At 34.4% G+C, this 22,354-nt stretch carries 22 protein-coding genes and 1 tRNA gene; 9 read left to right on the top strand and 14 right to left on the bottom strand.

Going from position 1 to position 22,354, the window contains the following annotated elements:
* Nucleotides 1-52: 52 nt before the first annotated feature.
* Together VOI54_RS00530 and VOI54_RS00525 are read right to left on the bottom strand one after the other, a co-directional pair.
* Nucleotides 53-820 (bottom strand): M48 family metalloprotease, encoded by a 768-nt coding sequence (locus VOI54_RS00530; protein WP_326280747.1) that lies wholly within the window; start codon nt 818-820, stop codon nt 53-55.
* 96 nt (nt 821-916) lie between these two features.
* Nucleotides 917-1,396 carry a GNAT family N-acetyltransferase gene (locus VOI54_RS00525; protein WP_326280746.1) on the bottom strand — a complete coding sequence of 160 codons (480 nt, stop codon included), beginning with the start codon at nt 1,394-1,396 and terminating at the stop codon, nt 917-919.
* A gap of 48 nt (nt 1,397-1,444) precedes the next feature.
* Here VOI54_RS00525 and VOI54_RS00520 point away from each other — a divergent pair, with 48 nt between their 5' ends.
* Together VOI54_RS00520 and VOI54_RS00515 are read left to right on the top strand one after the other, a co-directional pair.
* Nucleotides 1,445-1,870, top strand: coding sequence for a GNAT family N-acetyltransferase (locus VOI54_RS00520; protein WP_326280745.1), 426 nt, complete (start codon nt 1,445-1,447; stop codon nt 1,868-1,870).
* A gap of 51 nt (nt 1,871-1,921) precedes the next feature.
* A tRNA-Gly gene (locus VOI54_RS00515) sits at nt 1,922-1,994 on the top strand.
* 33 nt (nt 1,995-2,027) lie between these two features.
* Here the strand turns inward: VOI54_RS00515 and pepE are convergent.
* Nucleotides 2,028-2,735: a dipeptidase PepE gene (gene pepE / locus VOI54_RS00510; protein ID WP_326280744.1), complete on the bottom strand. Its 708-nt coding sequence runs from the start codon at nt 2,733-2,735 to the stop codon at nt 2,028-2,030.
* A 106-nt stretch (nt 2,736-2,841) separates the two neighbouring features.
* On the opposite strand from pepE, the gene VOI54_RS00505 reads away from it, so the two are divergent.
* The 5 genes from VOI54_RS00505 to VOI54_RS00485 all read left to right on the top strand — a co-directional run bounded on the left by VOI54_RS00505 (nt 2,842) and on the right by VOI54_RS00485 (nt 7,875).
* Nucleotides 2,842-3,642, top strand: coding sequence for a carboxypeptidase-like regulatory domain-containing protein (locus tag VOI54_RS00505; protein WP_326280743.1), 801 nt, complete (start codon nt 2,842-2,844; stop codon nt 3,640-3,642).
* A gap of 84 nt (nt 3,643-3,726) precedes the next feature.
* On the top strand, nt 3,727-4,494 hold the full coding sequence (locus VOI54_RS00500) for a peptidase associated/transthyretin-like domain-containing protein (protein WP_326280742.1): 768 nt from the start codon (nt 3,727-3,729) through the stop codon (nt 4,492-4,494).
* 95 nt (nt 4,495-4,589) lie between these two features.
* On the top strand, nt 4,590-5,093 hold the full coding sequence (locus VOI54_RS00495; RefSeq protein WP_326280741.1) for a DUF6702 family protein: 504 nt from the start codon (nt 4,590-4,592) through the stop codon (nt 5,091-5,093).
* A 107-nt stretch (nt 5,094-5,200) separates the two neighbouring features.
* The gene (locus tag VOI54_RS00490) at nt 5,201-7,507 is read left to right on the top strand and encodes a M1 family metallopeptidase (protein ID WP_326280740.1); all 2,307 of its coding nucleotides are present in this window, start codon (nt 5,201-5,203) and stop codon (nt 7,505-7,507) included.
* Between the two features lie 80 nt (nt 7,508-7,587).
* Entirely contained in the window at nt 7,588-7,875 is a 288-nt protein-coding gene (locus tag VOI54_RS00485) for a Sec-independent protein translocase subunit TatA/TatB (RefSeq protein WP_326280739.1), read from the top strand.
* On the opposite strand, the gene VOI54_RS00480 is transcribed toward VOI54_RS00485, so the two are convergent.
* The 8 genes from VOI54_RS00480 to kynU form a co-directional block, all read right to left on the bottom strand.
* A complete protein-coding gene (locus VOI54_RS00480) occupies nt 7,872-8,513 on the bottom strand; it encodes an O-methyltransferase (protein WP_326280738.1) in 642 nt (213 codons plus the stop codon). The two genes, VOI54_RS00485 and VOI54_RS00480, sit on opposite strands and share 4 nt — an antisense overlap.
* 77 nt (nt 8,514-8,590) lie before the next feature.
* Complete coding sequence (locus VOI54_RS00475) at nt 8,591-9,673, bottom strand: amidohydrolase family protein (protein ID WP_326280737.1); 1,083 nt, start codon at nt 9,671-9,673, stop codon at nt 8,591-8,593.
* 9 nt (nt 9,674-9,682) lie between these two features.
* Complete coding sequence (locus VOI54_RS00470) at nt 9,683-10,207, bottom strand: 3-hydroxyanthranilate 3,4-dioxygenase (RefSeq protein ID WP_326280736.1); 525 nt, start codon at nt 10,205-10,207, stop codon at nt 9,683-9,685.
* 161 nt (nt 10,208-10,368) lie between these two features.
* Entirely contained in the window at nt 10,369-11,151 is a 783-nt protein-coding gene (locus VOI54_RS00465) for an SDR family oxidoreductase (protein ID WP_326280735.1), read from the bottom strand.
* Between the two features lie 81 nt (nt 11,152-11,232).
* Nucleotides 11,233-12,675 carry an aldehyde dehydrogenase gene (locus tag VOI54_RS00460; RefSeq protein WP_326280734.1) on the bottom strand — a complete coding sequence of 481 codons (1,443 nt, stop codon included), beginning with the start codon at nt 12,673-12,675 and terminating at the stop codon, nt 11,233-11,235.
* Nucleotides 12,676-12,679: 4 nt separating this feature from the next.
* Nucleotides 12,680-13,087, bottom strand: coding sequence for a RidA family protein (locus VOI54_RS00455; RefSeq protein ID WP_326280733.1), 408 nt, complete (start codon nt 13,085-13,087; stop codon nt 12,680-12,682).
* Between the two features lie 32 nt (nt 13,088-13,119).
* Nucleotides 13,120-14,535, bottom strand: coding sequence for an FAD-dependent oxidoreductase (locus VOI54_RS00450; protein WP_326280732.1), 1,416 nt, complete (start codon nt 14,533-14,535; stop codon nt 13,120-13,122).
* 100 nt (nt 14,536-14,635) lie between these two features.
* Entirely contained in the window at nt 14,636-15,904 is a 1,269-nt protein-coding gene (gene kynU, locus VOI54_RS00445; RefSeq protein WP_326280731.1) for a kynureninase, read from the bottom strand.
* A gap of 116 nt (nt 15,905-16,020) precedes the next feature.
* Between kynU and VOI54_RS00440 the strand changes: the two genes are divergently transcribed.
* Complete coding sequence (locus VOI54_RS00440; RefSeq protein WP_326280730.1) at nt 16,021-16,440, top strand: (4Fe-4S)-binding protein; 420 nt, start codon at nt 16,021-16,023, stop codon at nt 16,438-16,440.
* A 145-nt stretch (nt 16,441-16,585) separates the two neighbouring features.
* Here VOI54_RS00440 and VOI54_RS00435 read toward each other — a convergent pair whose 3' ends face one another.
* A complete protein-coding gene (locus VOI54_RS00435; RefSeq protein ID WP_326280729.1) occupies nt 16,586-19,843 on the bottom strand; it encodes a WD40/YVTN/BNR-like repeat-containing protein in 3,258 nt (1,085 codons plus the stop codon).
* Between the two features lie 113 nt (nt 19,844-19,956).
* On the opposite strand from VOI54_RS00435, the gene VOI54_RS00430 reads away from it, so the two are divergent.
* Nucleotides 19,957-20,757: a class I SAM-dependent methyltransferase gene (locus VOI54_RS00430; protein ID WP_326280728.1), complete on the top strand. Its 801-nt coding sequence runs from the start codon at nt 19,957-19,959 to the stop codon at nt 20,755-20,757.
* A gap of 30 nt (nt 20,758-20,787) precedes the next feature.
* On the opposite strand, the gene msrA is transcribed toward VOI54_RS00430, so the two are convergent.
* On the bottom strand, nt 20,788-21,447 hold the full coding sequence (gene msrA / locus VOI54_RS00425) for a peptide-methionine (S)-S-oxide reductase MsrA (RefSeq protein ID WP_326280727.1): 660 nt from the start codon (nt 21,445-21,447) through the stop codon (nt 20,788-20,790).
* Between the two features lie 126 nt (nt 21,448-21,573).
* On the bottom strand, nt 21,574-22,353 hold the full coding sequence (locus tag VOI54_RS00420) for a zinc ribbon domain-containing protein (RefSeq protein ID WP_326280726.1): 780 nt from the start codon (nt 22,351-22,353) through the stop codon (nt 21,574-21,576).
* Between the last annotated feature and the right edge of the window lies 1 nt (nt 22,354).

Here is a 22,354-nt window from a genome sequence, read left to right as displayed (position 1 = left end):
TATTTTGAGTTAGTCACTCTAAAAAGCCTTGTTTAAACAAGGCTTTTTTTATTTATTGGTTTTTATACTTTTCTATGGCTTCCTGAATTTTTTCAATCCTATTATCAGGATCCGGATGTGTACTTTGGAATTCAGGTACACGATTAGGCCCGGCGCCGGCTTTTAATATGCTCATAACACCAATCATCTCTTCTGGGTTATACCCGGATTTAATCATAAATTTTACGCCTAGTTCATCGCTTTCAAGCTCATCATCTCTTCCATTGGTAAGTAATGTGTTTTGTCCAATTCCACTAATTAATCCGCCCATATCTGCCCCAACAGACCCCGCAGTTGTTAACCCTTGCCAATACTCACTTTCTGCGATTCGTTCTGCACTATGTCTTCCTAGTACATGTCCAATTTCATGCCCTAATACACCGGCTAATTGATCTTCATTTTCCAGTTTTGAAAATAGTGCATAAGTGATAAATATCTGTCCGCCAGGTAAAGCAAAGGCATTGATTGTATTAGGGTCATTAAGCAAATGAAATTCATATTTGTAAGGTGTTTCTCGTGCTATACTACTGCTAACCAATTTGTTTCCAACATTGTCTACCAGTGCTTGATATTGATTGTTAGGATGTAGTCCGCCATGTTGCTGTGCCATTTGTGGGGCGCTTTGAAGGCCAATTGCAATTTCTTTATCCGGAGTCATTGATATGGTTTGAGTTCGCCCTGTATAAGGGTTAACTTCTTGCTGACTACATCTTTTTAAAATAAAAAATAAAGCTATAGCAGTACCAATTAACAATCTAACCTTTAAATTTCTTCCTCTCATTTTAAATGATATTTGTAATTAAAATTACAAAATTTTTACGTCTTAAGGTTTGACCCACTTTAATTAATGAAGTCACAAAACATATTGTATTAAAACTTATATAGGTTTGCTCATAACGTAATGTAGCCCAATATCTGTTATGTTAAAAGATTTACCTATAGTACGATACCCATTCCTTTTATAGAAGTTAACAGCAACCTCTCTTGCATTGCACCAAATCAAATTTATATTTTTTTGTTTAAGTAGATTTTCGCCATAGCTTAAAATAGTTTTACCAGTACCTTTGCCCTGATACTTTTTTAATATGGCCATACCTCTAAGCTGGTATTGATTACTTTCTGATATGTCTTTATGAGAATTGTAAAAAAATGAGCACACACCAATTATAGAGCCATTGTAGTAAATCCCCAAATGTATTGTCGTTTCAAGATTGTCACCTTTAAAGATACAAGTTTCTATCGGTTTTCCACTTCTTAAAACGGGATGCCTTACGTCATAAGTATCTTCTGCTGATATTTGCTTTATTTGATATTTTGAAGTTTCTATGCTAATTAATTCTTTGATGATATATTTCAAACTTATAAAATTTATATTTACAAATTATTAGCTTATAAGGAAAATTTTATGTCTATAGTGTTTAAAATTATTGATGAAAAAGATTTTAAGGAAGTGATTCCTTTGGTTGAGAAACTAAATGATTATAAAATATCTCAAAAAACCTTAAAACAAAGATTTTCAGAAATGGTGACTCAAAACTACGAGTGTGCAGGTATTTATGATGATAAAAAGTTAATAGGTGTATGTGGACTATGGTATTGTACAAGGCATTATTCAGGAAGAAGTGTTGAACCCGATCATGTTTTTATTGAGGACGATTACAGAGGTAGTGGCTTAGGTAAACAATTTTTTGATTGGATTTATGATTATGTAACAAGTAAAGGCTTTGAATCTGTTGAGTTAAATACTTACGTAAGCAATCATTTATCTCATAAATTTTATTTTAATGAAGGATTTAAAATTTTGGGTTTTCATTTTTTGAAAAAGTTGTGATTTTTCCTTGGAAAAGAGAATAGTGTTTGTTTATATTTGCATGCAGTTAATGCGGGAGTAGCTCAGTTGGTAGAGCGTCAGCCTTCCAAGCTGAATGTCGCCGGTTCGAACCCGGTCTCCCGCTCAAAAGGTCTCATCAAAAAAGATGAGACCTTTTTTATTTTAGATGGTTTAATTCAGTTCCAGAGGCTACTTCATAAGGCAATTTATTATATTCAAAAATCCTGGCTGATAAAATGCCTTTAAGTAAAATAGAGTTGTTTTGCACAAGCAACCAACTCCCTTCTCTTAGCCCAATAACAGGTTGAGGATTATAATGATGAAATTCTTTAATTCTGGTTTCTCGTGTTTCTCCCATATGTGTGCTGGACGTGTCGGGATCTAAATAATGCGGGTTAATATTAAAAGGAACTAAAGCCAAGGCCTTAAAACTTGGTGGATATACAATGGGCATATCATTAGTAGTGTTAATGGTAAGCCCGCAGATATTACTGCCAGCACTGGTTCCTAAATAAGGAGTGCCATTATGTATTGCTGTTTGCAAAGGTGTAATCAAGTTATTTTTATATAGTTGATAAGTTAAAACAAATGTGTTGCCTCCCCCTGTAAAGATAGCTTCGGCGTTAGTTACAGCCTCAACAGGGTTTTCAAATTCATGAATACCCTTAACAGATTTGTCAATTTTTTCAAAAGCACTTTTTACTCTTTGAGTATATTCATCATGTGATATCCCACCAGGTCTGGCATAGGGGATAAATAAAATGGTATTGGCATTTTTAAAAAACACGTTTAATTCATCTAAAATATATTCCAGATAATCACTTCCGTGAATTGTTGAGGTACTAGCTATGATAATGTTTTTCATATTAAAATGAGTTTCGGTGTAAAGCTAATTAAAATAATTATACTAAAATTTTAATGGTTTTGCTTTAGAAATAAAAATTAAAGTAGTAATTTGAAATAAAAAATAAATGAAAAAAATAGTTTTATTCTTTATTGTATTAACTTCTATGAATGTTGTTTGTCAAACCATTAACAGAGTTCAGGTTTCTGGTAAGATTATAGTTGAGGGTAGTGATATTTCAGGAATAACCATTTTCAATACCTCATCAAATAAAGGTACAATTACAGACAATAATGGTGCATTTGAGATAGCTGTGGCTTTAAATGATATTGTTGAGGTTAGTGCGCTTCAGTACCAGAATATTACATTTAAAGTTAACGAAGCTATTCTTGAGTCAAAACGAATGAAATTATTTTTAATAGAGGAAATCAATAAGCTGGATGAGGTTGTGGTATTTACAAAAGGGCTGTCAGGAAATTTAGATACAGATATGGAGGGGGCAAAACCTTTTAACCCTAAATTAGATGCATTGTATTTTGGTGTTAAGCATAGTTCTGAATATGATTTTGAAAAAGATTATAAAACCGAGGTTAAAAACATTACTATGAATTCTCAGCAGCAGCATATGGTTAATGGACTTAATATAGTAAATGTTGTAGATCAATTATTGTTACCTCTATTTAGGTCTGGTGTAGTTGATAAAAAGAAAGCAGGTGTTCCTGATGTACCAATAGAATCCATTAAATATTATTTTGGCTCAGAATTTTTAGTAGATAATTTTAGTATACCGGAGCATCGTGTACAGGAATTTATTCAATTTGTTGAAAGTGATGATTTTGATTTCACGTTGCTTAATTATGGTAAAGAAATGGAGTTTCTGGAGCTTTTAAATATAAAAAGTAAAGAATTTTTAAACTCTAAAAGTTAAATCAAAGCTTTAACAAAACATTACGAGTTATTTGCGTTTTCTTTAAGATATGAAATACGTTCTTTATAGCATAATTTTAAGATTTTGAAATGTATCATAGTTAGTCTTGTACTGGTTTTGTGCTCAAATGTTGTAAATAGTCAGTCTATAGAATTATTTGGAAAGATTGACAGCTCAATTGATAATGAAAACATTCACGTTATTAATAAAACCGCACAGGTTTTTACAATAAGCAATAAGAACGGCGAATTTCAAATTTCGGTAAAACTAAATGATACTTTAAGCTTTTCGTCTATTCAACACCTACCCAAAGATATTATCATTTCAAAAGACATCATTTTAAGAAAGACTATTCTAGTTGAATTAAAAGAACAAGTAAATGAACTAGATCAGGTAGTTGTTGGAAAGCTATTAACAGGAGATCTAATGCTTGATGTACAAAATACAGAAGGTGATGCGCCCGTAAATTTTTACGATGTTGGCATTCCCGGTTATACAGGGAAGATTGCTACACAAAGTGAACGACGACTTCATGAAGCTACAACGGGAGGAGGTATTGTACCTTTAAACCCTATAATAAACGCTATTTCAGGAAGAACAAAAAAGCTTAAAAGTCAAATTAGATTGGAAAAAAAAGACAATCTGATAAAAAGGATTAAAGCCAGATTATCAGAAGATTTTTTTGAAACTAATCCTTTAGCTGATGAATTGAAAATGGATTTTTTATATTTCTGTATGGATGACAAAAACTTTATAGAGCGGTGCAGCGGTAAATCAGATATAGAAATATTCTCATTTTTAAAAGTTAAATACGATCAGTATCAAGAAAATTTGAGTTTTAAAAAAGATTAAAGTACTTGGAATGCTTTTTGAAGAGACTATAGAGTATACTCTATGCTTATAGAATTATGAAGGTATCTTAAATTAATTATTTTAGCGAAAAAAACATGAAATACAGTGGGTTAATCTTACTATTGCTAATTGTCCCTTTATTAGCATTTACAAGCATACATAAATATTATATCAGTGTTACGCAAGTTGATTATATAAAGGAAAAAAAGTCTGTTCAAATTACATCCAGAATTTTTATTGATGATTTTGAACGACTGTTGAGAGAGCGTTATGATGAAAGTATAACCCTTGCAGGTGATGATGAACCAGCTAATGTGGATACATATATTGAACGCTATCTACAGCAAAAGCTAAAAATAAAAATAAATGGTAAGGACGCTAAACTTGTTTTTATAGGTAAGGTATATGATGCCGATATTATGAAATGCTATTTAGAAATAGAAAATGTAGATAACATAAAATCTTTTGAGATAAGCAATAAAGTTTTGTTTGATGTCTTTGAAGATCAGCAAAACATTATAAAAACTAAAATTAACTCTAAACAAAAAAGCGTTATTCTATTTCTACAAAAAGATACTGCCTTGTTAAAATTTAATTAAAATGCTGTTTGTTGCTTTGGTATTTTAGTATTTTCGTGAACTTTTATATCAATTTTATAATAAAATTGGTTAAAATCAATATTTTTTTAAACTATCATAAATAAACTATGAAAAGAGTCATTTTATTCGTCCTTTCTTTATTTTTTGTTCCATTTGGATTAATAGCTCAAAATCAAGAGAATGCTCAGCCTAAAAAAGGGCATACCAATACTAATAAATTTAAGCAACTATATGATGAGTTTTCAACACCTAACATGTATCGTGCTGCATCAGGAGCCCCAGGAGTTGCATATTATCAGCAACAAGCTGATTATAAAATGGATATTGTCTTAGACGATAAAAATGCAAAAATATCTGGTTTTGAAACTATAACATATACCAATAATTCTCCTGACGAATTAAAGTATTTATGGGTGCAATTAGATCAGAATAAAAGAGCAAAAGATTCTAAATCACCTTTAATAGAAGGCTCGAGCATGCAACCATATGCGCTTCCGGGTGAGTTTGCCTCAAAATATTTAAAAGAACCATTAGAACGTGGTTTTAATATTCTGGAAGTTAAAGATACCAATGGTAGGCCTCTTGCACATATGATTAATAGAACTATGATGCGCATTGAATTACCTAAAGTTTTAAAGAACGGAGAGAAATTTTCATTCTCAATTAATTGGTGGTACAATATAAATGATCATGTTGTTGAAGATGGACGTTCCGGTTATGAATATTTTCCTAAGGATGGAAATAGAGCCTATGTTATAGCTCAGTTTTTTCCAAGAATGGCAGTATATAGTGATGTAGAGGGGTGGCAAAATTCACAGTTCTGGGGAAGAGATGAGTTTGCCTTGCCTTTTGGAGATTATGAGGTAAACATTACTGTACCAGCAGATCATGTTTTAGATGGTACCGGAGTACTTGTAAATAGAAAAGAAGTGTATTCTAAAACAATGATGCAGCGTTATGAGGAAGCAAAAAAATCTTTTAATACCCCTGTTATTATAGTAGGCCAGGATGAAGTAGTAGCTAAAGAATCAGACTTCTCAGAGAAAACAAAAACCTGGAAGCTAAGAGCTAAAAACGTTCGTGATTTTGGTTTTGCAACCTCAAGGAAGTTTATATTGGATATGATGGCTGTAAAAATAGGAGGTAAAGATGTGATGGCTGTTTCACTTTATCCTAAAGAAGGAAACCCACTGTGGGAGGAGTGGTCCACAAAGGCTGTAGCAAGTACTTTAGAATCTTACTCAAGAATGACCTTTGATTATCCTTACCATAAAGCTATTTCTGTGCATGCAAAACAACAAGGTATGGAATACCCTATGATTTGTTGGAATTATGGTCGCCCAAAAGAAGATGGAACATATAGTGATCGTGTTAAATATGGTATGATGGGGGTGATAATTCATGAAGTAGGTCATAACTTTTTTCCAATGATTGTAAATAGTGATGAACGCCAATGGACCTGGATGGATGAAGGACTAAATACGTTTGTGCAATATGTTGCAGAACAAGATTTTGGAGAAAAGTATCCCTCGGCGTTATCTCCAAAAGATAAACACTTTCCTTCAGACCGGGGGCCGGCCAAAATGATTGTGCCCTATATGAGTGGTGATCAGGATTATATAGCTCCAATTATGACCAAGGGACTTAATACCTATCAGTTTGGTAATAACGCTTACGGAAAACCGGCTACAGCTTTAAATATTTTAAGAGAAACTGTTATGGGGCGTGAGTTGTTCGATTATGCCTTTAAGGAGTATGCCAACAGATGGAAATTCAAGCATCCAACTCCGGAAGACTTTTTTAGAACTATGGAAGATGCTTCGGCCTTTGATTTAGACTGGTACTGGCGTGGTTGGTTTTATACTACAGATTGGGTAGATATTGGTTTAAAAGAGGTTAAAAAATATTATGTGTCATCCCAACCTAACAAAATTGTAAGAGATATTGTTAAAGAACGAGGCATGGACCTGAAAGACTTAAGGCCTTTGGTATACATGATAGAAGAAGGGAGTGAAGATTATAATGAGGAATTAAAAAATGGCTCTCTTTTAGATAATTCTATACCGCTTAAAGAATATATTATGGATAATTTTACGCCGGAAGAGCAGCAACAAATTAAAACGCCTAATTTTTTCTATAATATAACCTTTGAAAAACCGGGAGGTTTGGTAATGCCAATTATAGTAGAGTTTACTTACGCTGATGGCACTAAAAAAACCGAAACGTACCCTGCACAGATATGGAGGTTTAACGATAATGAAGTGAGTAAGGTTATAGCATCAGAGAAGGAGATTGTATCTATTATGATCGATCCTAATGAAGAAACCGCAGATGTAGATACTTCAAATAATTCATGGCCAAAACAAGAGCAGCAAAGTGATTTTGATCAGTTTAAAGAAAAGATTAAAAGTTAAAAAGAGATTATTTATACTAAAAGCCGATTTTTTGAATCGGCTTTTTTTATACTATGCTATGAACTCACTATATTTGTACTGTGATACAGCAAGCAACATTTTTATTTATAAGCGGTGCAGAAATAGCATTCATACTATTTATTGTCATCATGGTTTTTGGTGCTGATAGGCTACCGGAAATAGCAAGAGGATTAGGCAAGGGAATGAGAACCCTTAAAGATGCTACTAACGACATTAAGCATGAAATAACTAAAACTGCAGAGAATAATGGTATAGATACCAGTATCACATCTGATGTTAAAAAAGAACTGGATAAGGTAAAAGACGACCTGGAAGACTTTACAGGCTCAGTAAAACGAAAATTTTAAACCTTTCTGCTTATAGTTAGCCCGTCTCTAATAGGCAAAACTACAGTTTCAATTCTGCTATCTTTTTTGAGTATTCTATTATATTCTAAAAGTGCTGTAGTTGAAAAGTCATCAGGCTTTAATTCTTCAATTACTTTACCACTCCAAAGTACATTATCAGATAAAATAATACCTCCTTTATTTAATTTGTCTATAACAACATTGAAATAATTGGAATAATTCTCTTTATCGGCATCAATAAATATTAAATCAAAAGTTCTATCAAGCTCCGGAATAATTTCTAAGGCATTGCCCAAGTGTTGAATAATTTGATTCCCATAATCAGATTTGTCAAAATACTTGCGCTGAAAGTCAATCAACTCTTCATTGATGTCTATAGTATGTAATTCTCCAGAATTTTGCATGCCCTCAGCTAAGCAGAGTGCTGAATAGCCCGTATACGTTCCTATTTCTAAAATGTTTTTTGGATTAGTCAATTTAGAGATCATGCTCAATACTCTACCCTGATAGTGCCCGCTGAGCATTCTGGGTTGTAATATTTTTTGGTAGGTTTCTCTATTTAATTGTTGTAATAATTCTGGTTCATCTTCAGAATGATCTACAACATAATCGTCTAATTTTTCAGATATAAAATGCATAATTTGTTTGATCGCGCTCTTTTAATTATAAATAAAAAGTTATGCCTCTCAATTGGGCTTGTAAGGGTACGAGTTAACTAGTTTAAAATTCTACTCATTAATTTATCTCTAGAAGCTTTATCATCACCACATAACCATTGCACTACATTACCTTCCCAAATGGCATCATATTCATTTTGATCAATAATCTTATTTTCAATAGCCAAATCTAAAATCTTACCAGGGTAAGAAGATTGTTTTTCACTTTCCATTTCCCCAAGCGGATACGGGTCGTCTAGCCCCATAATGACTTGTTTTGATCCATGATTTTTGATCAATAATTCTAGACCACCGGTATCATGAACTAAAGTGTCAAAGAAAATGTTTTTATGCCCAACAGCTTTTCTCGGATGGTGTTTGCCTTCAAATAAATCCGGCCTGCCATCAAAACCCTGAATCCGTCTTCCTAAATTAATTTGAGCTAATTGCCCGCCATGAGCAAAACAAGTACGCATATTAGGGTACTTTTCCTGGTAACCATTCAAAGTTAAAAAGTGATAGGCATCCGCACATTGAGCCAGCATCCATATTAAATGAAACCGCCATGACGTATTTTCTAGCTTAATAAATTTTTCTCCGTCGTATGGGTGAATTTCAACAGCTAAATTGTATTTATTTGCCAGTTCAAAAAGAGGTTCGTTTTCTTCATCAAAAATACAGCGCCAGGTACCAATGGTATCCATATAGTGTGTTGGTAAACATAGTAATTGCATACCATGTGTTTCAACACAGCGTTCAATTTCCCAACATGCACTTCTTAAAAACCCGGGGTGAACTACAAAACCACATGTAAATTTACTTGGATGATCATGCTGAACTTGGGCATTAAAATCATTTTGGAATCTAAGTGCCTTTTTCATTTCTTCAACACGTAAACCATTGCCGTATAATTGTGATAAGTTCAAAACAACCGCATGGTCTATTTTGTTACGTTCCATCCATTCCAGTTTTTCAACAAGGAAAAAGCTGGAATCTGTTACTGGCCTGCTCCAATCTTTTTGAAGCATAAATTTCCTATCTTTATCCACCCAAAAAATACCTTTTTCTTGCATAAAATCAGGTATTTCCTCCGGGTAAGGGAGTAAATGAGAATGACCGTTTATTCTAAGTTTACGTTTCATAGGATGTTTTTAAACTTTTTTTGGAGGTTCCATTTTAGTGCCACATTTTTTACAAGTACGCTTTTTGTCGCTGCCATAATACTTATCAAAAATTTTAGGCATATCTGTTTCAATATCGTTAAGTTTAAACTTTTTTCTGTATAATAAATTATTGCAGTTTTCGCAATACCATTCCAAAGCATCCTTCATTTTTTTAGATCTTGGATATTCTACAACCAACCCAACTGTATTAGCTACACGTTGCGGTGAATGTGGCACTTTGGCGGGCAATAAGTAAATGTCTCCCTCTTTAATATGAACATCTTCAGGTTTACCATCTATTATTATTTTGAGTACCATATTGCCTTCAACCTGATAGAAAAATTCAGGTGTTTCATTATAATGGTAATCCTTTCTGTTATTAGGTCCGCCAACTACCATAACAATAAATTCTCCGTCTTTCCAAACACACTTATTACCAACTGGTGGTTTTAAAAGATGCCTGTTTTCATTAATCCAGTCTTTAAAATTTAAAGGAGAAACTAATTTGCTCATATGTTCTAAATTTTGGGCGTGCCCTGAATTTGTTCGGGTCAGGCTTTCGGTAGTCGCTTTTATATTTTTTAACATTGCTGCTTATACAGGCATAACAAAACTAAAATAAAAAGAGCTCCAACAATACCTCAATCCTTCACGCAATTATTCTAAGTTTAAAGTTACAAACTTTTTGTTCTACCACCATCAACAGGAATGTTAATTCCGTTCACATAGGCCGCAGGTTCACTAGCTAAAAATGTAATGACACTAGCGGTTTCTTCTGGTTGAGCAAAACGTTTTGCAGGGGTATAATTTTTCATTATCTCTGTCATTTTTTCAATAGAAGTGTCTTCAGCTGAGGCTTTAATCTTTATAATTTCGGTTAACCGTTCAGTATCTGTAAATCCTGGTAATACATTGTTTACGGTTATTCCAAAAGCACCAAGTTCGATAGAGAGTGTTTTACTCCAATTACCAACAGCCCCTCTAATGGTATTGCTTACACCAAGTCCGGGAATAGGTTCTTTAACCGAGGTAGAAATAACGTTTATTATTCTGCCGAATCCAACTTTTTTCATAAATGGAATAGTGGCCTGAGCTAAAATATGATTGCATTTAATATGTTGTGTAAAGGCCTTTTCAAACTCATCTAAACTTGCCGATAAAATAGCACCGCTTCTTGGCCCTCCGGTATTATTTACTAAAATATGAAAGCCATGTTCTTTTTCAATAAATTTGATGACTTGCTCTTGTAAATCTCTGGGATTAGAAAAATCAGCAACAATATAACTGTGATTTCTATGTTGAGGTAATTCCGCTAAAACGGCTTTTAGTTTTTCTCTGTTTCTGGCAACAAGGGTTACATTCACACCCTCAGCAGCTAATGCCATGGCGGTTGCTCTTCCTATACCTTGTGTGCTGCCACATACTAAGGCATTTTTGTTATTTAGGTTTAAGTTCATATTTGTTTGTGATTAAAGGACATTAATATAAAAGAAAAAAAGATACAAGTTTAGTTTGCATTCTTTTTTCTATGCTCATGGTTAATATTTTATACATACATTCTTGGTTTCCGTAAAAAAGCGAAAAGCTTCAAATCCACCTTCACGACCTATACCACTGGCTTTTATACCTCCAAAAGGGGTTCTCAGATCTCTTAACATCCACGTGTTTACCCAAATAATACCAGCTTGAATATTAGTGGTCATATGCATAGTTCGTTTTAAGCTATTAGTCCATAAAGTAGCAGATAAGCCATATTTTACATCATTAGCCATTTGCAGTACCTCTTCTTCTGTATTAAAAGGCATTATAGTTACAACCGGTCCAAAAATTTCTTCCTGGTTAAGTCTGCATTCATTATTGGGTACTTCAATAACTGTGGGCTCAAAATAATAGCCATTTTTATAGTCCTCAATAGATACTGTTTTTCCGCCACAAATAATTCGCTCCCCTTCATTTTCTGCTATATTAACATAGCTTTTTACTTTCTCAAGATGTCCTTTTGAGACCAAAGCACCGATATCAGTTTTAGAATTTGAGGGATGCCCCACTTTTAATGCCTTAACTTTTTTAACAAAATCATTTTTAAATGTATCATAAATAGAAGCTTCAATAAATATTCTGCTTCCACATAAACAAATCTGTCCCTGGTTAGCAAATGATGAGCGTACGGTGGTTTCTAACATATCATCATAATCACAATCTGCAAAAATGATGTTAGGATTTTTACCACCCAATTCTAAGGATAATTTCTTAAACATAGGAGCAGCAACCCTAGCTATATTTACTCCCGTTTTTGTGCCTCCGGTAAATGAAATGGCTTTAATATCAGGGTGCTCTATGATGGCTTGGCCTGTAGAATTCCCTAAGCCATGAACAATGTTTAAAACCCCATTGGGTAAACCTGCTTGTAAGCAGATATCTCCTAATAAGAAAGCTGTAACAGGGGTAATTTCACTAGGTTTGGCAATAACGCAATTACCTGCTGCAATAGCTGGTGCAATTTTCCAGGTAAATAGATAAAGTGGTAGATTCCATGGTGATATGCAACCCACTACACCGATAGGTTGACGTAATGTGAAATTTAGGGCATCTTTACCAACAGTTTCATGACTTTCGCTGGAAAATTGTGTAATGGCATTGCCAAAAAACCGGAAGTTACTTGCCGCTCTGGGGATATCAACAGATTTAGCCAGATGAATAGGTTTACCATTATCTTTACTTTCAGCTTCAGCAAAGTATTGCAAATTAGCCTCAAGTAGTTCTGAAATCCTAATAAGGATTTTACTCCGCTCTTCTAAAGTGGTTTGTGACCAATTAGGAAAGGCCTTTTTAGCGGCCTGGTATGCTTGTTCTATATCTGCTTTTGATGAATTAGGTGTTTGTCCGTAAATTTCGCCATTTGCCGGGCAATAATTATCTATCCAATCATTTGAAATGGGGTTTTCAAATTCACCGTTTATAAAGTTTTTAATAGTTAGCATGGGCTTAAACATTAAGCTTTTTATATGCAACAACCTTAATTTCCACAACTAAATCCGGGTGCGGTAACTGATGCACAGCAACTGTTGTTCTGGTTGGTCCGGTTTCAATATCAAAAAACTCAGCATATGCTTTGTTGTAGCCTGCAAAGTCATTCATATTTACTAAAAAAGTGGTAATATCTACAATATCTTTTAAGGCGGCACCTTCTTTAGCTAAGTTCTTTTCAATATTTTTAAGGACCTCTCGTGTTTGGACTTCAATGTTTAAATATTTAGTACCCATAGTGTCAATATTGTCTACTCCGGCTATGGTATTATCAGGACGGCGAGAGCTGGTTCCTGATACAAATATAAAATCTCCGGCCCGCTTTGTATGTGGGTATGCGCCTCTGGGGGTTACTTTATTATTCATGTTTTCTTTCTTTGTTAAAACTAACAACAACTTTAATGCAATCCTGCAATTCTATCATCTTCAAGAACAGTTTCGGTTTCTTGTATTACTTTATTTAAAATTATTTTTAAGTCTTCTTTTGTCATATCTGGTGTCATTGAAATATCTTGATCAGAAAGCATATTCAGTATCGCCTTATCCTGGGCTCTTCCTTTTAGCATAGCTTCATTATAAGAAATATGCTCATTAAAGGTGACTAATGAATATTTTGATGCATATTCATCCGGGAAGGCTTTTTCCAGAGCCATTTCCAATTTACGTTTTTCCTGAAAAATAGGATTGGCTACATGATCTTTCATTTCATGAAAATTATCAATAGCTAAATCAGCTATAGCATCAGTGTTCTTTTTACGATTCTTTTCGTAAGTTTTAAAGATATCCTCCCAATTATCCAGGTTTTGGTCTAATACCTGATCAAACGTAACAACATCTTCAAAAGAAGCATTCATGCCTTGGCCGTAAAATGGTACAATGGCATGTGCAGAATCCCCCATTAACAGGGTGTTACCCTTGTAATGCCATGGGGAACATTTAATAGTTCCCAATGGTGATGTTGGGTTTTTAAAAAAGTCATCTAAGAGGTTTGGCATTATAGCTAAAGCATCAGGAAATGCTTCTTTAAAGAATTCCAGAACAATAGCTTCATTAGTGAGATTGTTAAAGTTGTATTTGCCTTCATTATAACTTAAAAAAAGTGTTACGGTAAAACTACCATCCAAATTAGGCAAAGCAATTAGCATAAAACTACCACGAGGCCAAATGTGAAGCGCATTTTTATAAGCCTTGTAACTACCATTTTCATTCGGTAGGATACTGAGTTCTTTATAGCCATGAGTTAAATAGTCCTGTGAAAAGCTAAAGAGGAATTTTTTGCCTAAATAATAACTTTTTCTCATGGCAGATCCGGCACCGTCTGTAGCAATAATAAGGTCAGCATCTTCAATAAACTCGGTTTTAGAGTTATAGTCTTTAAATAGGGCTGTAGTTTTTACAAAGTTTACAGACTTACATTTTTTGTTGAAATAGATATTGACATTTTCATGCTTTTCTGCTTCATCAAGTAACAGTGCGTTCAATGCTCCCCGTGAAATAGAATTAATATGCTCATGAGCTCTGCCACTATAATTAGATTGAAATGTATTACCATGCTCATCATGGATCATACGGCCATTCATTGGAATACAAAGTGCTTTTACTTTATCTTCCATGCCAACCAACTTCATAGCTTTATTACCACGGTTAGAAAAAGCCAGGTTTATGGAACGTCCTGCGCTGATATTTACTTTCCGTAAATCGGGGCGTTTTTCATAAACATTGACGTTGTAACCTCTTTGCCCTAACCGAAGTGCCAAGAGACTACCACAAAGGCCTGCACCAATGATTAGTATGTTTTGTTTTTTATGTGCCATTTTTGTTAGCCTTAACTCGTTTTAGGATTTCATTTATTTTATTTAATCTGTTTATTTTGTCTTATAATTACAAACCCTCTGGAATATGCCATATAATAGGTCAATTTAATATGGTTTTCAAACGTTCTACCAATTTATAAACATCTTCAAAAGAATTATAAAATGGTACCGGGGCACATCGTATTACATCCGGTTCTCTCCAATCACTAATGACTCCGGTTTCTGTTAATTTATTATGGAGTGTTTTATTGGCATGCTTCACTTGAATGGATAACTGGCAACCGCGTTCATCGGGATTGCTGGGTGTAATGATTCTGATTTTTTCTTCACCCAAACCTTTCAGTAAAAATTCAAAATATCCGGTTAGTTTCTTCGATTTTGCAATAAGCATATCTATACCAACTTCACTAAACATGTCTAATGAAGCTTTAACTGCTGCCATAGACAATATTGGCGGATTACTCAATTGCCAGCCTTCAGCACCCGGTAATTGGTCAAATTCATAACGCATATTAAACCTGGTGTCTTTATTATGACTCCACCAGCCGGTAAACCGATTCAGGTCTTTATTATAAGCATGTCTTTCATGAACAAAACATCCTGCTAAACTTCCCGGTCCAGAGTTTAAATATTTATAAGTACACCAAACAGCAAAATCGGCACCCGAGTCATGAAGATTGAGTGCTACATTACCGGCCCCGTGTGCACAATCAAAACCAACAGTACAACCATACTGGTGCCCTAGTTGGGTGATACGTTTTAAATCAAAAAATTGTCCCGTGTAATAGTTAATACCTCCAATCATGATCAGGGCAATTTGGTTTCCTTGCTCATCTAAAATAGCTTCAAGATCTTCATAGCGTAGCAGTTCCTCACCGTTTCTGGGCTCCCATAAAATAAGCCCTTCTTTATCATCAAACCCATGATGGCGTAACTGAGATTCAACAGCATATTTATCTGAAGGAAAAGCATCACTTTCAATAAGTATTTTATAGCGTGTTTTTGTGGGCTTGTAAAAAGATACCATCATAAAATGCAGGTTGGCAGTCAAAGTATTCATGACCACAACTTCAATGGGTTTTGCACCTACTACTTCAGCCATACTTTTGGCTAGATACTCATGATATGGCATCCATGGGGTTTTTGCTTCAAAATGTCCTTCAACACCCAGGTTTGCCCAATCTTCCAATTCCTGATTAACATAAGCAGATGTCTGTTTTGGCTGAAGGCCAAGTGAGTTACCTGTCATATAAATACAATCACTCCCATTTTGGTCTTTTGGAATATAAAATCGATTCCTATAAGATTGTAATTCGTCGTTTTGATCTTGCTCTAAAGCATATTCAAGGCCTGATTTGTAGTTGGACAAGATATTTTTGTTTTGGGTTTCTAACAAAAATAAGAATTAAAACTTAAGAAATGGAAGCAAAAAAGGAAGATTGATATCCATTGTTTTTTTCGTATATTTAAGAAAAACAATACATTATGGCCAGGGTAAAAGAATATACAAATGGAGAGGTTACTATTGTGTGGAAGGCTGAGGCCTGTATTCATTCTGCAATTTGCGTAAAGGGACTTCCAAATGTGTTTCGTCCCAAGGAAAGACCATGGATAAATATTGATAAGGCAGAAACAGAAGCATTAATCAATCAGGTAAAGCATTGCCCTTCGGGTGCGTTAAGTTTTTACATGAATGCAGAGGGCGATAAAACGACTGAAGTTTTGGAAACTAAAGTTGAAGTCTTGGAAAACGGTCCTTTATTAGTTTATGGCACACTCAAAGTGGTTAATAAGGATGGTATTTCCGAAACTAAAAATAAAACAACTGCATTTTGTAGATGCGGGGCCTCAGACAATAAACCCTATTGTGACGGATCTCATGTGAAATCTGAATTTAAGGATTAATACAAAAATGACAAAGCGCTTAAACCAATGATTTAAGCGCTTTAATATATATAGACGCAAATGCGGAAAAAACTATTTATACTTTATATACGTAATAAGTCGTAGGTTAGATGCTTTAATTACGGCTTAATAAAAAAATAATTTATTAGTCAAGGCCCATACCTTCTGTCCATGGTGCACCGACGGCTTTTAGTTTGTTCTCTAGATCAGGAATTTTTGAATCTACCATTTTTTTTAAATCAGATTTTATTTTAATTAATCTTTTATTAGCTGTGTTTAATGTTGCTTTGTGCAATTGAGTTGGTCCATAGGTTGATGATCCTAATGCAGCCTTGGCCATAAAATTAACATTATTAGGGGCAGGGTCATTTTTTTCTCCAATTTCATGCTTTGCCTTACTGCCTTTTAATGATTGATGTAATTTTAAAAGTGCTTCTCTCTGGTTATGTAACTCTTTAGATAAAGCATTAGAAGGCTTTTTTGCTTTAGCCAGTGCACGTTTCATAGCTTCAACTTTTAAAAGGGCTTTGGATAAAACTACATTGGTAGATTTTAAGTCTTGCTGGAATTGTTGAAAGGCTTCTCTAAAAGCTATAATATCTTCGTAAGACGCGCCTTCTAAAGCTCCTTTTCTTAATGGAATAACCTTGAATGATTTTGGTTGGGTTAAATCGGTTAATTCACCATCTACCAGTTTAGATAAAGCAACAGTATAATCTCCGGGAGTAGCCATAATGCTAAAATTAAAATACTGCTCTGTTGGTTTAGGAGGCTTCAATGCTTCCCCGCTTTTATCAGCTACCTCAAGATTCCAACTTATACGATTAAAGCCTTTTTTGTTTGAGCCTTTAAGCGTGTTTATCACGTTATTATTTGCATCTCTTATTGTTAATATTATGCTTGGACTTTGTTGTAATTCTTCGGTATTTAAAGCGTTCCAGCCAGGAAATGGTATACTCTTGTTGGTTTTTATCACTTCCTTTTCAGAATCTTTACGTTGTTCTTTTAGAGATTTTATCTTTTCAGGCAAATAATAAGTAAATACAGCGCCAAATGGTGGGTTAGGGGCTTTGTATTTATCGTTACCCTGCGCATGAATTTCCCCTTTTTCTATATACCAATATGCCGGTTTAATATTGAATAGGATACTTTCAGATGAAGACATAGCTGTATTAAAATGCCTAATAGCCTCAATGTCATCAAATATAAAAAAGCCTCTGCCAAATGAAGCAGCTACTAAATCACTTTCTCTGCGTTGAATAGTAATATCTCTAATGGCAATTGTAGGTATGCCTTGAGTTAATTTAATCCATTTTTTGCCATTGTCAATTGTAAAATATACTCCATATTCTGTAGCAATGAAAAATAAATTCCTATTAATATGATCTTGAACAAGCCGCCATGTAATTAATCTGTCAGGAAGATTTCCTTGCATTGAAGACCAGGTTTTTCCTTTATCTATACTTTTGATCACATAGGGTTTAAAGTCGCCATATTTATGATTATCAAGTACAGCATAAACAATATTAGCATCGAATAAGTCAGCTCGTAAATCGTTCACAAATGCTGTGGCAGGAATTCCTTTTATAGAGCCAACCTCAATTTTTCTCCATGTTTCACCACCATTTTCAGTTATTTGTATGATACCATCATCTGTACCGGCATATAATAGGCCTTCTTGTTTTGGTGATTCGGCTAATGAAGTGATGGTATTGTAATTTGACATTGCTAATACATCCCAGGCATTATCCCAGCTTTGTTGCTGTCCCATGATAGGCTGTGCTAATCTAACCTGATTACGGGTAAGGTCTTTGGATACTGTACTCCAGGAATCTCCACGATTATCTGACCGCCATACACGCTGAGAAGCAAAATATAGTCGTTTTGGATTATGAGGACTTATTAATATAGGAGCATCCCAATTAAATCGTTCAAAAGGTTCTCCCTCTTTGGCTTGTGGTTGAATATAAACGGTTTCGCCGGTAGTTTGATCTATACGCCATAATTCACCTTCCTGAAATTCACCGTAGGTAATATCAGGATTACCGGGCTCGGTAGCTGACTGGTGCCCATCGGCAGTAAGAGTAATCCACCAATCAGAATTTACAATGCCTTCTTTTTTAGTTGTTCTGGAGGGGCCTCCATGCGAGCCATTATCTTGTGTGCCTCCGTAAATTTTATAAAAGGGATAAGAATCATCTACCGCCACTTTGTAATATTGGGTAACGGGAAGATTTCGAATATACTTCCATGATTTTGTTAAGTCAAAGGATTCATACAGGCCACCGTCTGTGCCAAATAATAAATAATTAGGATCTGATTTTTTAAACGCTAAAGCATGACTATCTACATGCTTTGCTTTTTCATTCATGTTATAAAAGGTTTTACCATGATTGTCAGATATTTGAACAGTATTGCTCATTAAGAATAGTTTGCCATCATGATGGGGAGAAGCGTATAATTCCTGATAATAATGCGGGCCTGTTCCTCCTGAAATAGCATTTGATTGTTTAGTCCATGAATTCCCTTTATTAACAGACATGAATAATCCGCCTTTTCTTCTGTCTAGTTCAATAGCAGCATAAATAATCTCCGAATTAAAAGGAGATATGGCTAAACCAATTTTACCTAAATTAGATTCGGGTATGCCTTTAGTTAATTTTACCCAGGTATCTCCGCCATCAGTACTTTTATAAATACCAGATCCGGGACCTCCACCCATATATGCAGCTACGGTTCTATGCCGTTGCCAGGTAGCAGCATATAAAAGGTTTGGGTTTGTAGGATCAATAACTATATCTGTTGCTCCTGTCCATTCGTTATCCCCTAAGGTTTTCTTCCATGTTTTTCCACCATCTATTGTTTTGTATAACCCACGTTGACCGCCCTTACTCCAAAGAGGACCTTGAGCGGCTACCCAAATTATATTTGAATCCTCTGGGTGAATTATTATTTTAGAAATATGCTCAGAATGTTTAAGCCCCATATTTTTCCATGTTTCGCCATCATCATAACTTACATAAATACCGTCACCAAACCCAACATGTCTGCCACCTACATTTTCCCCGGTACCTACCCAAATAGTATGTGAATTATTTGGATCAATAGTTATACAGCCTATAGAATAACTGGTTTGATCATCAAAAATAGGTTTCCATGTAGTACCAGAATTTGTGGTTTTCCAGACTCCACCAGAACCAACGGCAACATACCGTACATTTTCGTTTTTTGGGTGTATGGCTATATCTGCAATTCTACCTGAGGTTAATGCAGGCCCAATACTTCTGAAGTTCAAGCCAGATGTAAGGTCTTGACTCTTTGAAGTTGCATTTTTTTGAGCATAAGTTGTTATAAACAACAATAAAAATAATACGGGTAGATACTTAGTTTTAGGTTTTTGCATAAGGGTGGTTTTTGTCTAAAATTACACAAAAACTTTATAACCATATAATCACAAATAGCATGTAAATTGTATTTTTTATAATTTAGAGGTCTATTACAAGATACGATCTATAGATGTCTACAAACAAAACTTATTTCAAAGTAAATAAAGTAACCTGGAATAACAAGGTTAAAGTTCATGCTAAAAGTGCTATGTATAATATTGAAGGTTTTAAAAAAGGAAAATCTTCACTAATGCCTTATGAACTAGAAGCTTTAGCTGATGTAAAAGGTAAATCGTTATTGCACTTACAATGTCATTTTGGACAGGACACATTGAGTTGGAGCAGGATGGGGGCTAAGTGTGTGGGTGTAGATATAAGTGATGAAGGTGTAAATCTGGCTAAGTCATTAAATAAAGAGCTTGGGCTGGACGCTGAATTTGTTTGTTGTAATGTTTTAGATACTTCTGAATATGTAAAAAATCAATTTGATATAGTCTTTACCAGTTACGGTGTGATTGGCTGGTTGCCAGATTTAAAACCCTGGGGAAAAATGATTGCAGATAGATTAAAAAAAGATGGTACATTTTTTATGGCTGAATTTCACCCTATTGTTTGGATGTTTGATTATTTGAATAATACACCGGTTATGAAATATGGGTATATGCAAGATGAGGTTATTTATGAAGAATATGAAGGTACTTATGCCAATCAAAATTCAAAAATGATAAGTAAGGAATATGCCTGGAATCACGGTTTAGGGGAGGTGATTACGGCGCTTACCGAAGCCGGTCTGCATATTGAATATTTAAAAGAATATGATGAAAGCCCCTATGATGTTTTGCCTGACTTGGAGGAAACCAATTCAGGCATGTTTGTAACAAAGGATAAATTATACCCTTTAATTTTTACCTTAAAGGCAACCAAGTTGTAAGAAGAAATTGTTTTTAAAAGGGTAAGCTTTTTAATGATTATCTTTTAATAAGTCTTTTGGAAATTTAGCCTTAAACCTGTTTAACCTTGGTATGGATACATTTCTTATGTAGCTGTTGTTAGGATGAAGCTTTTCATAATTCTGATGGTATTCTTCTGCGATCCAAAATTTTTGAAACGGATACACTTCTGCAGCTATCTTTACATCCAATTTTTTAGCAAGAGCTTCTTTTTTCTTTAAAATGATTTCTTTTTGCTTGTCATTCTGGTAGAATATTATTGAGCGATATTGAGGGCCTATATCATTCCCCTGGCCATTAACCTGAGTTACATTTTGTGATGCAAAATAAACATCCACCAGGGTCTCAAAACTAACTATTTTGGGGTCATAAATAATTTCTACAGCTTCGGCGTGACCTGTTCTGCCGGTATTACTAGTAGCATAGGTTGGATGTTCTGTATGTCCACCTGAATACCCTGAAATTGACTCCTCAACACCCTTTACGCTTTCGTAAATAGCTTCAACACACCAAAAACAACCACTGGCAAAATAGGCTTTGGCTTTGCCATTTTTTAATGGAACCTCAACAGGCTTAGCCTGTACAATAGCATTTTGTTTTTTATTTGATTGTGCAGAATTATGGCAGCTAAAAAATAAGGCCAGGACTAATAAAGGGAGTATATGTTTCATTGTGTTTTGTTTTCTTTTTTCAATAGACGAATAAAAGTACAAAACCTTAATAATAAGGGGCGAAAATTTTATAATAAAAAAGCCTTCAGTTTTCTGAAGGCTTTTTTATTCGTTTTAAAAATGGGTTTATAGTTTAGAAAACATTTTTTCCATTTTTGCTTTTTGCTCTTCTGCTAATACAGCGTCAACCAAAATTCTTCCACTATGCTCATCAGTAATAACTTTTTTACGAGAAGCAATTTCCACCTGTACTTGTGGTGGAATGGTGAAGAATGAACCTCCTGAAGCGCCTCTTTCAATTGGAACAACAGCCAAGCCGTTTTTAACATTAGTTCTTATTCTTGTATAAGCAGAAACTAAACGTTCTTCTATTTGTTGTTTGTATTCCTCTGATTTTTGCAATAAAGCTTGTTCTTCTTTTTCAGTCTCAGCTAAAATATCATCAAGCTCTCCTTTTTTATGTTTTAAGTGACTTTCACGTTCTTTTAAACGGTCTTTAGTTTCAGAAATCACTTCTTTTTTCTGCTCAATTTGAGCTTTAAATTCTTTAATATGCTTTTCAGCTAATTCAATTTCTAATTCTTGAAATTCAATTTCTTTGGTCAAAGAATTATATTCTCTGTTATTTCTAACATTTTTTTGTTGCTCAGCATATTTTTTCATTAATGCTTTTGACTCTTCAATCAAATTTTTCTTTCCGGCAATATCGTTATCAATTACTTCTAATTTAGCAACGAGTTTTTCTAATCTTATGTTTAATCCGGCAACTTCATCTTCTAAATCACGAACTTCTAAAGGAAGTTCACCACGAACATTTTTTATTTCATCTATACGAGAGTCTATGAGTTGTAAATCGTATAAAGCTCTTAAGCGCTCTTCTACAGTTACTTCTTTCTTTTTAGCCATA

It is taken from the genome of Alterotamlana spongicola, from assembly GCF_035818475.1.
In the GTDB taxonomy this organism is placed as follows: Bacteria; Bacteroidota; Bacteroidia; order Flavobacteriales; family Flavobacteriaceae; genus Cognatitamlana.
Note: the sequence above shows the minus strand (reverse complement) of the source record. Positions and strands in the feature narration are given on the sequence as shown.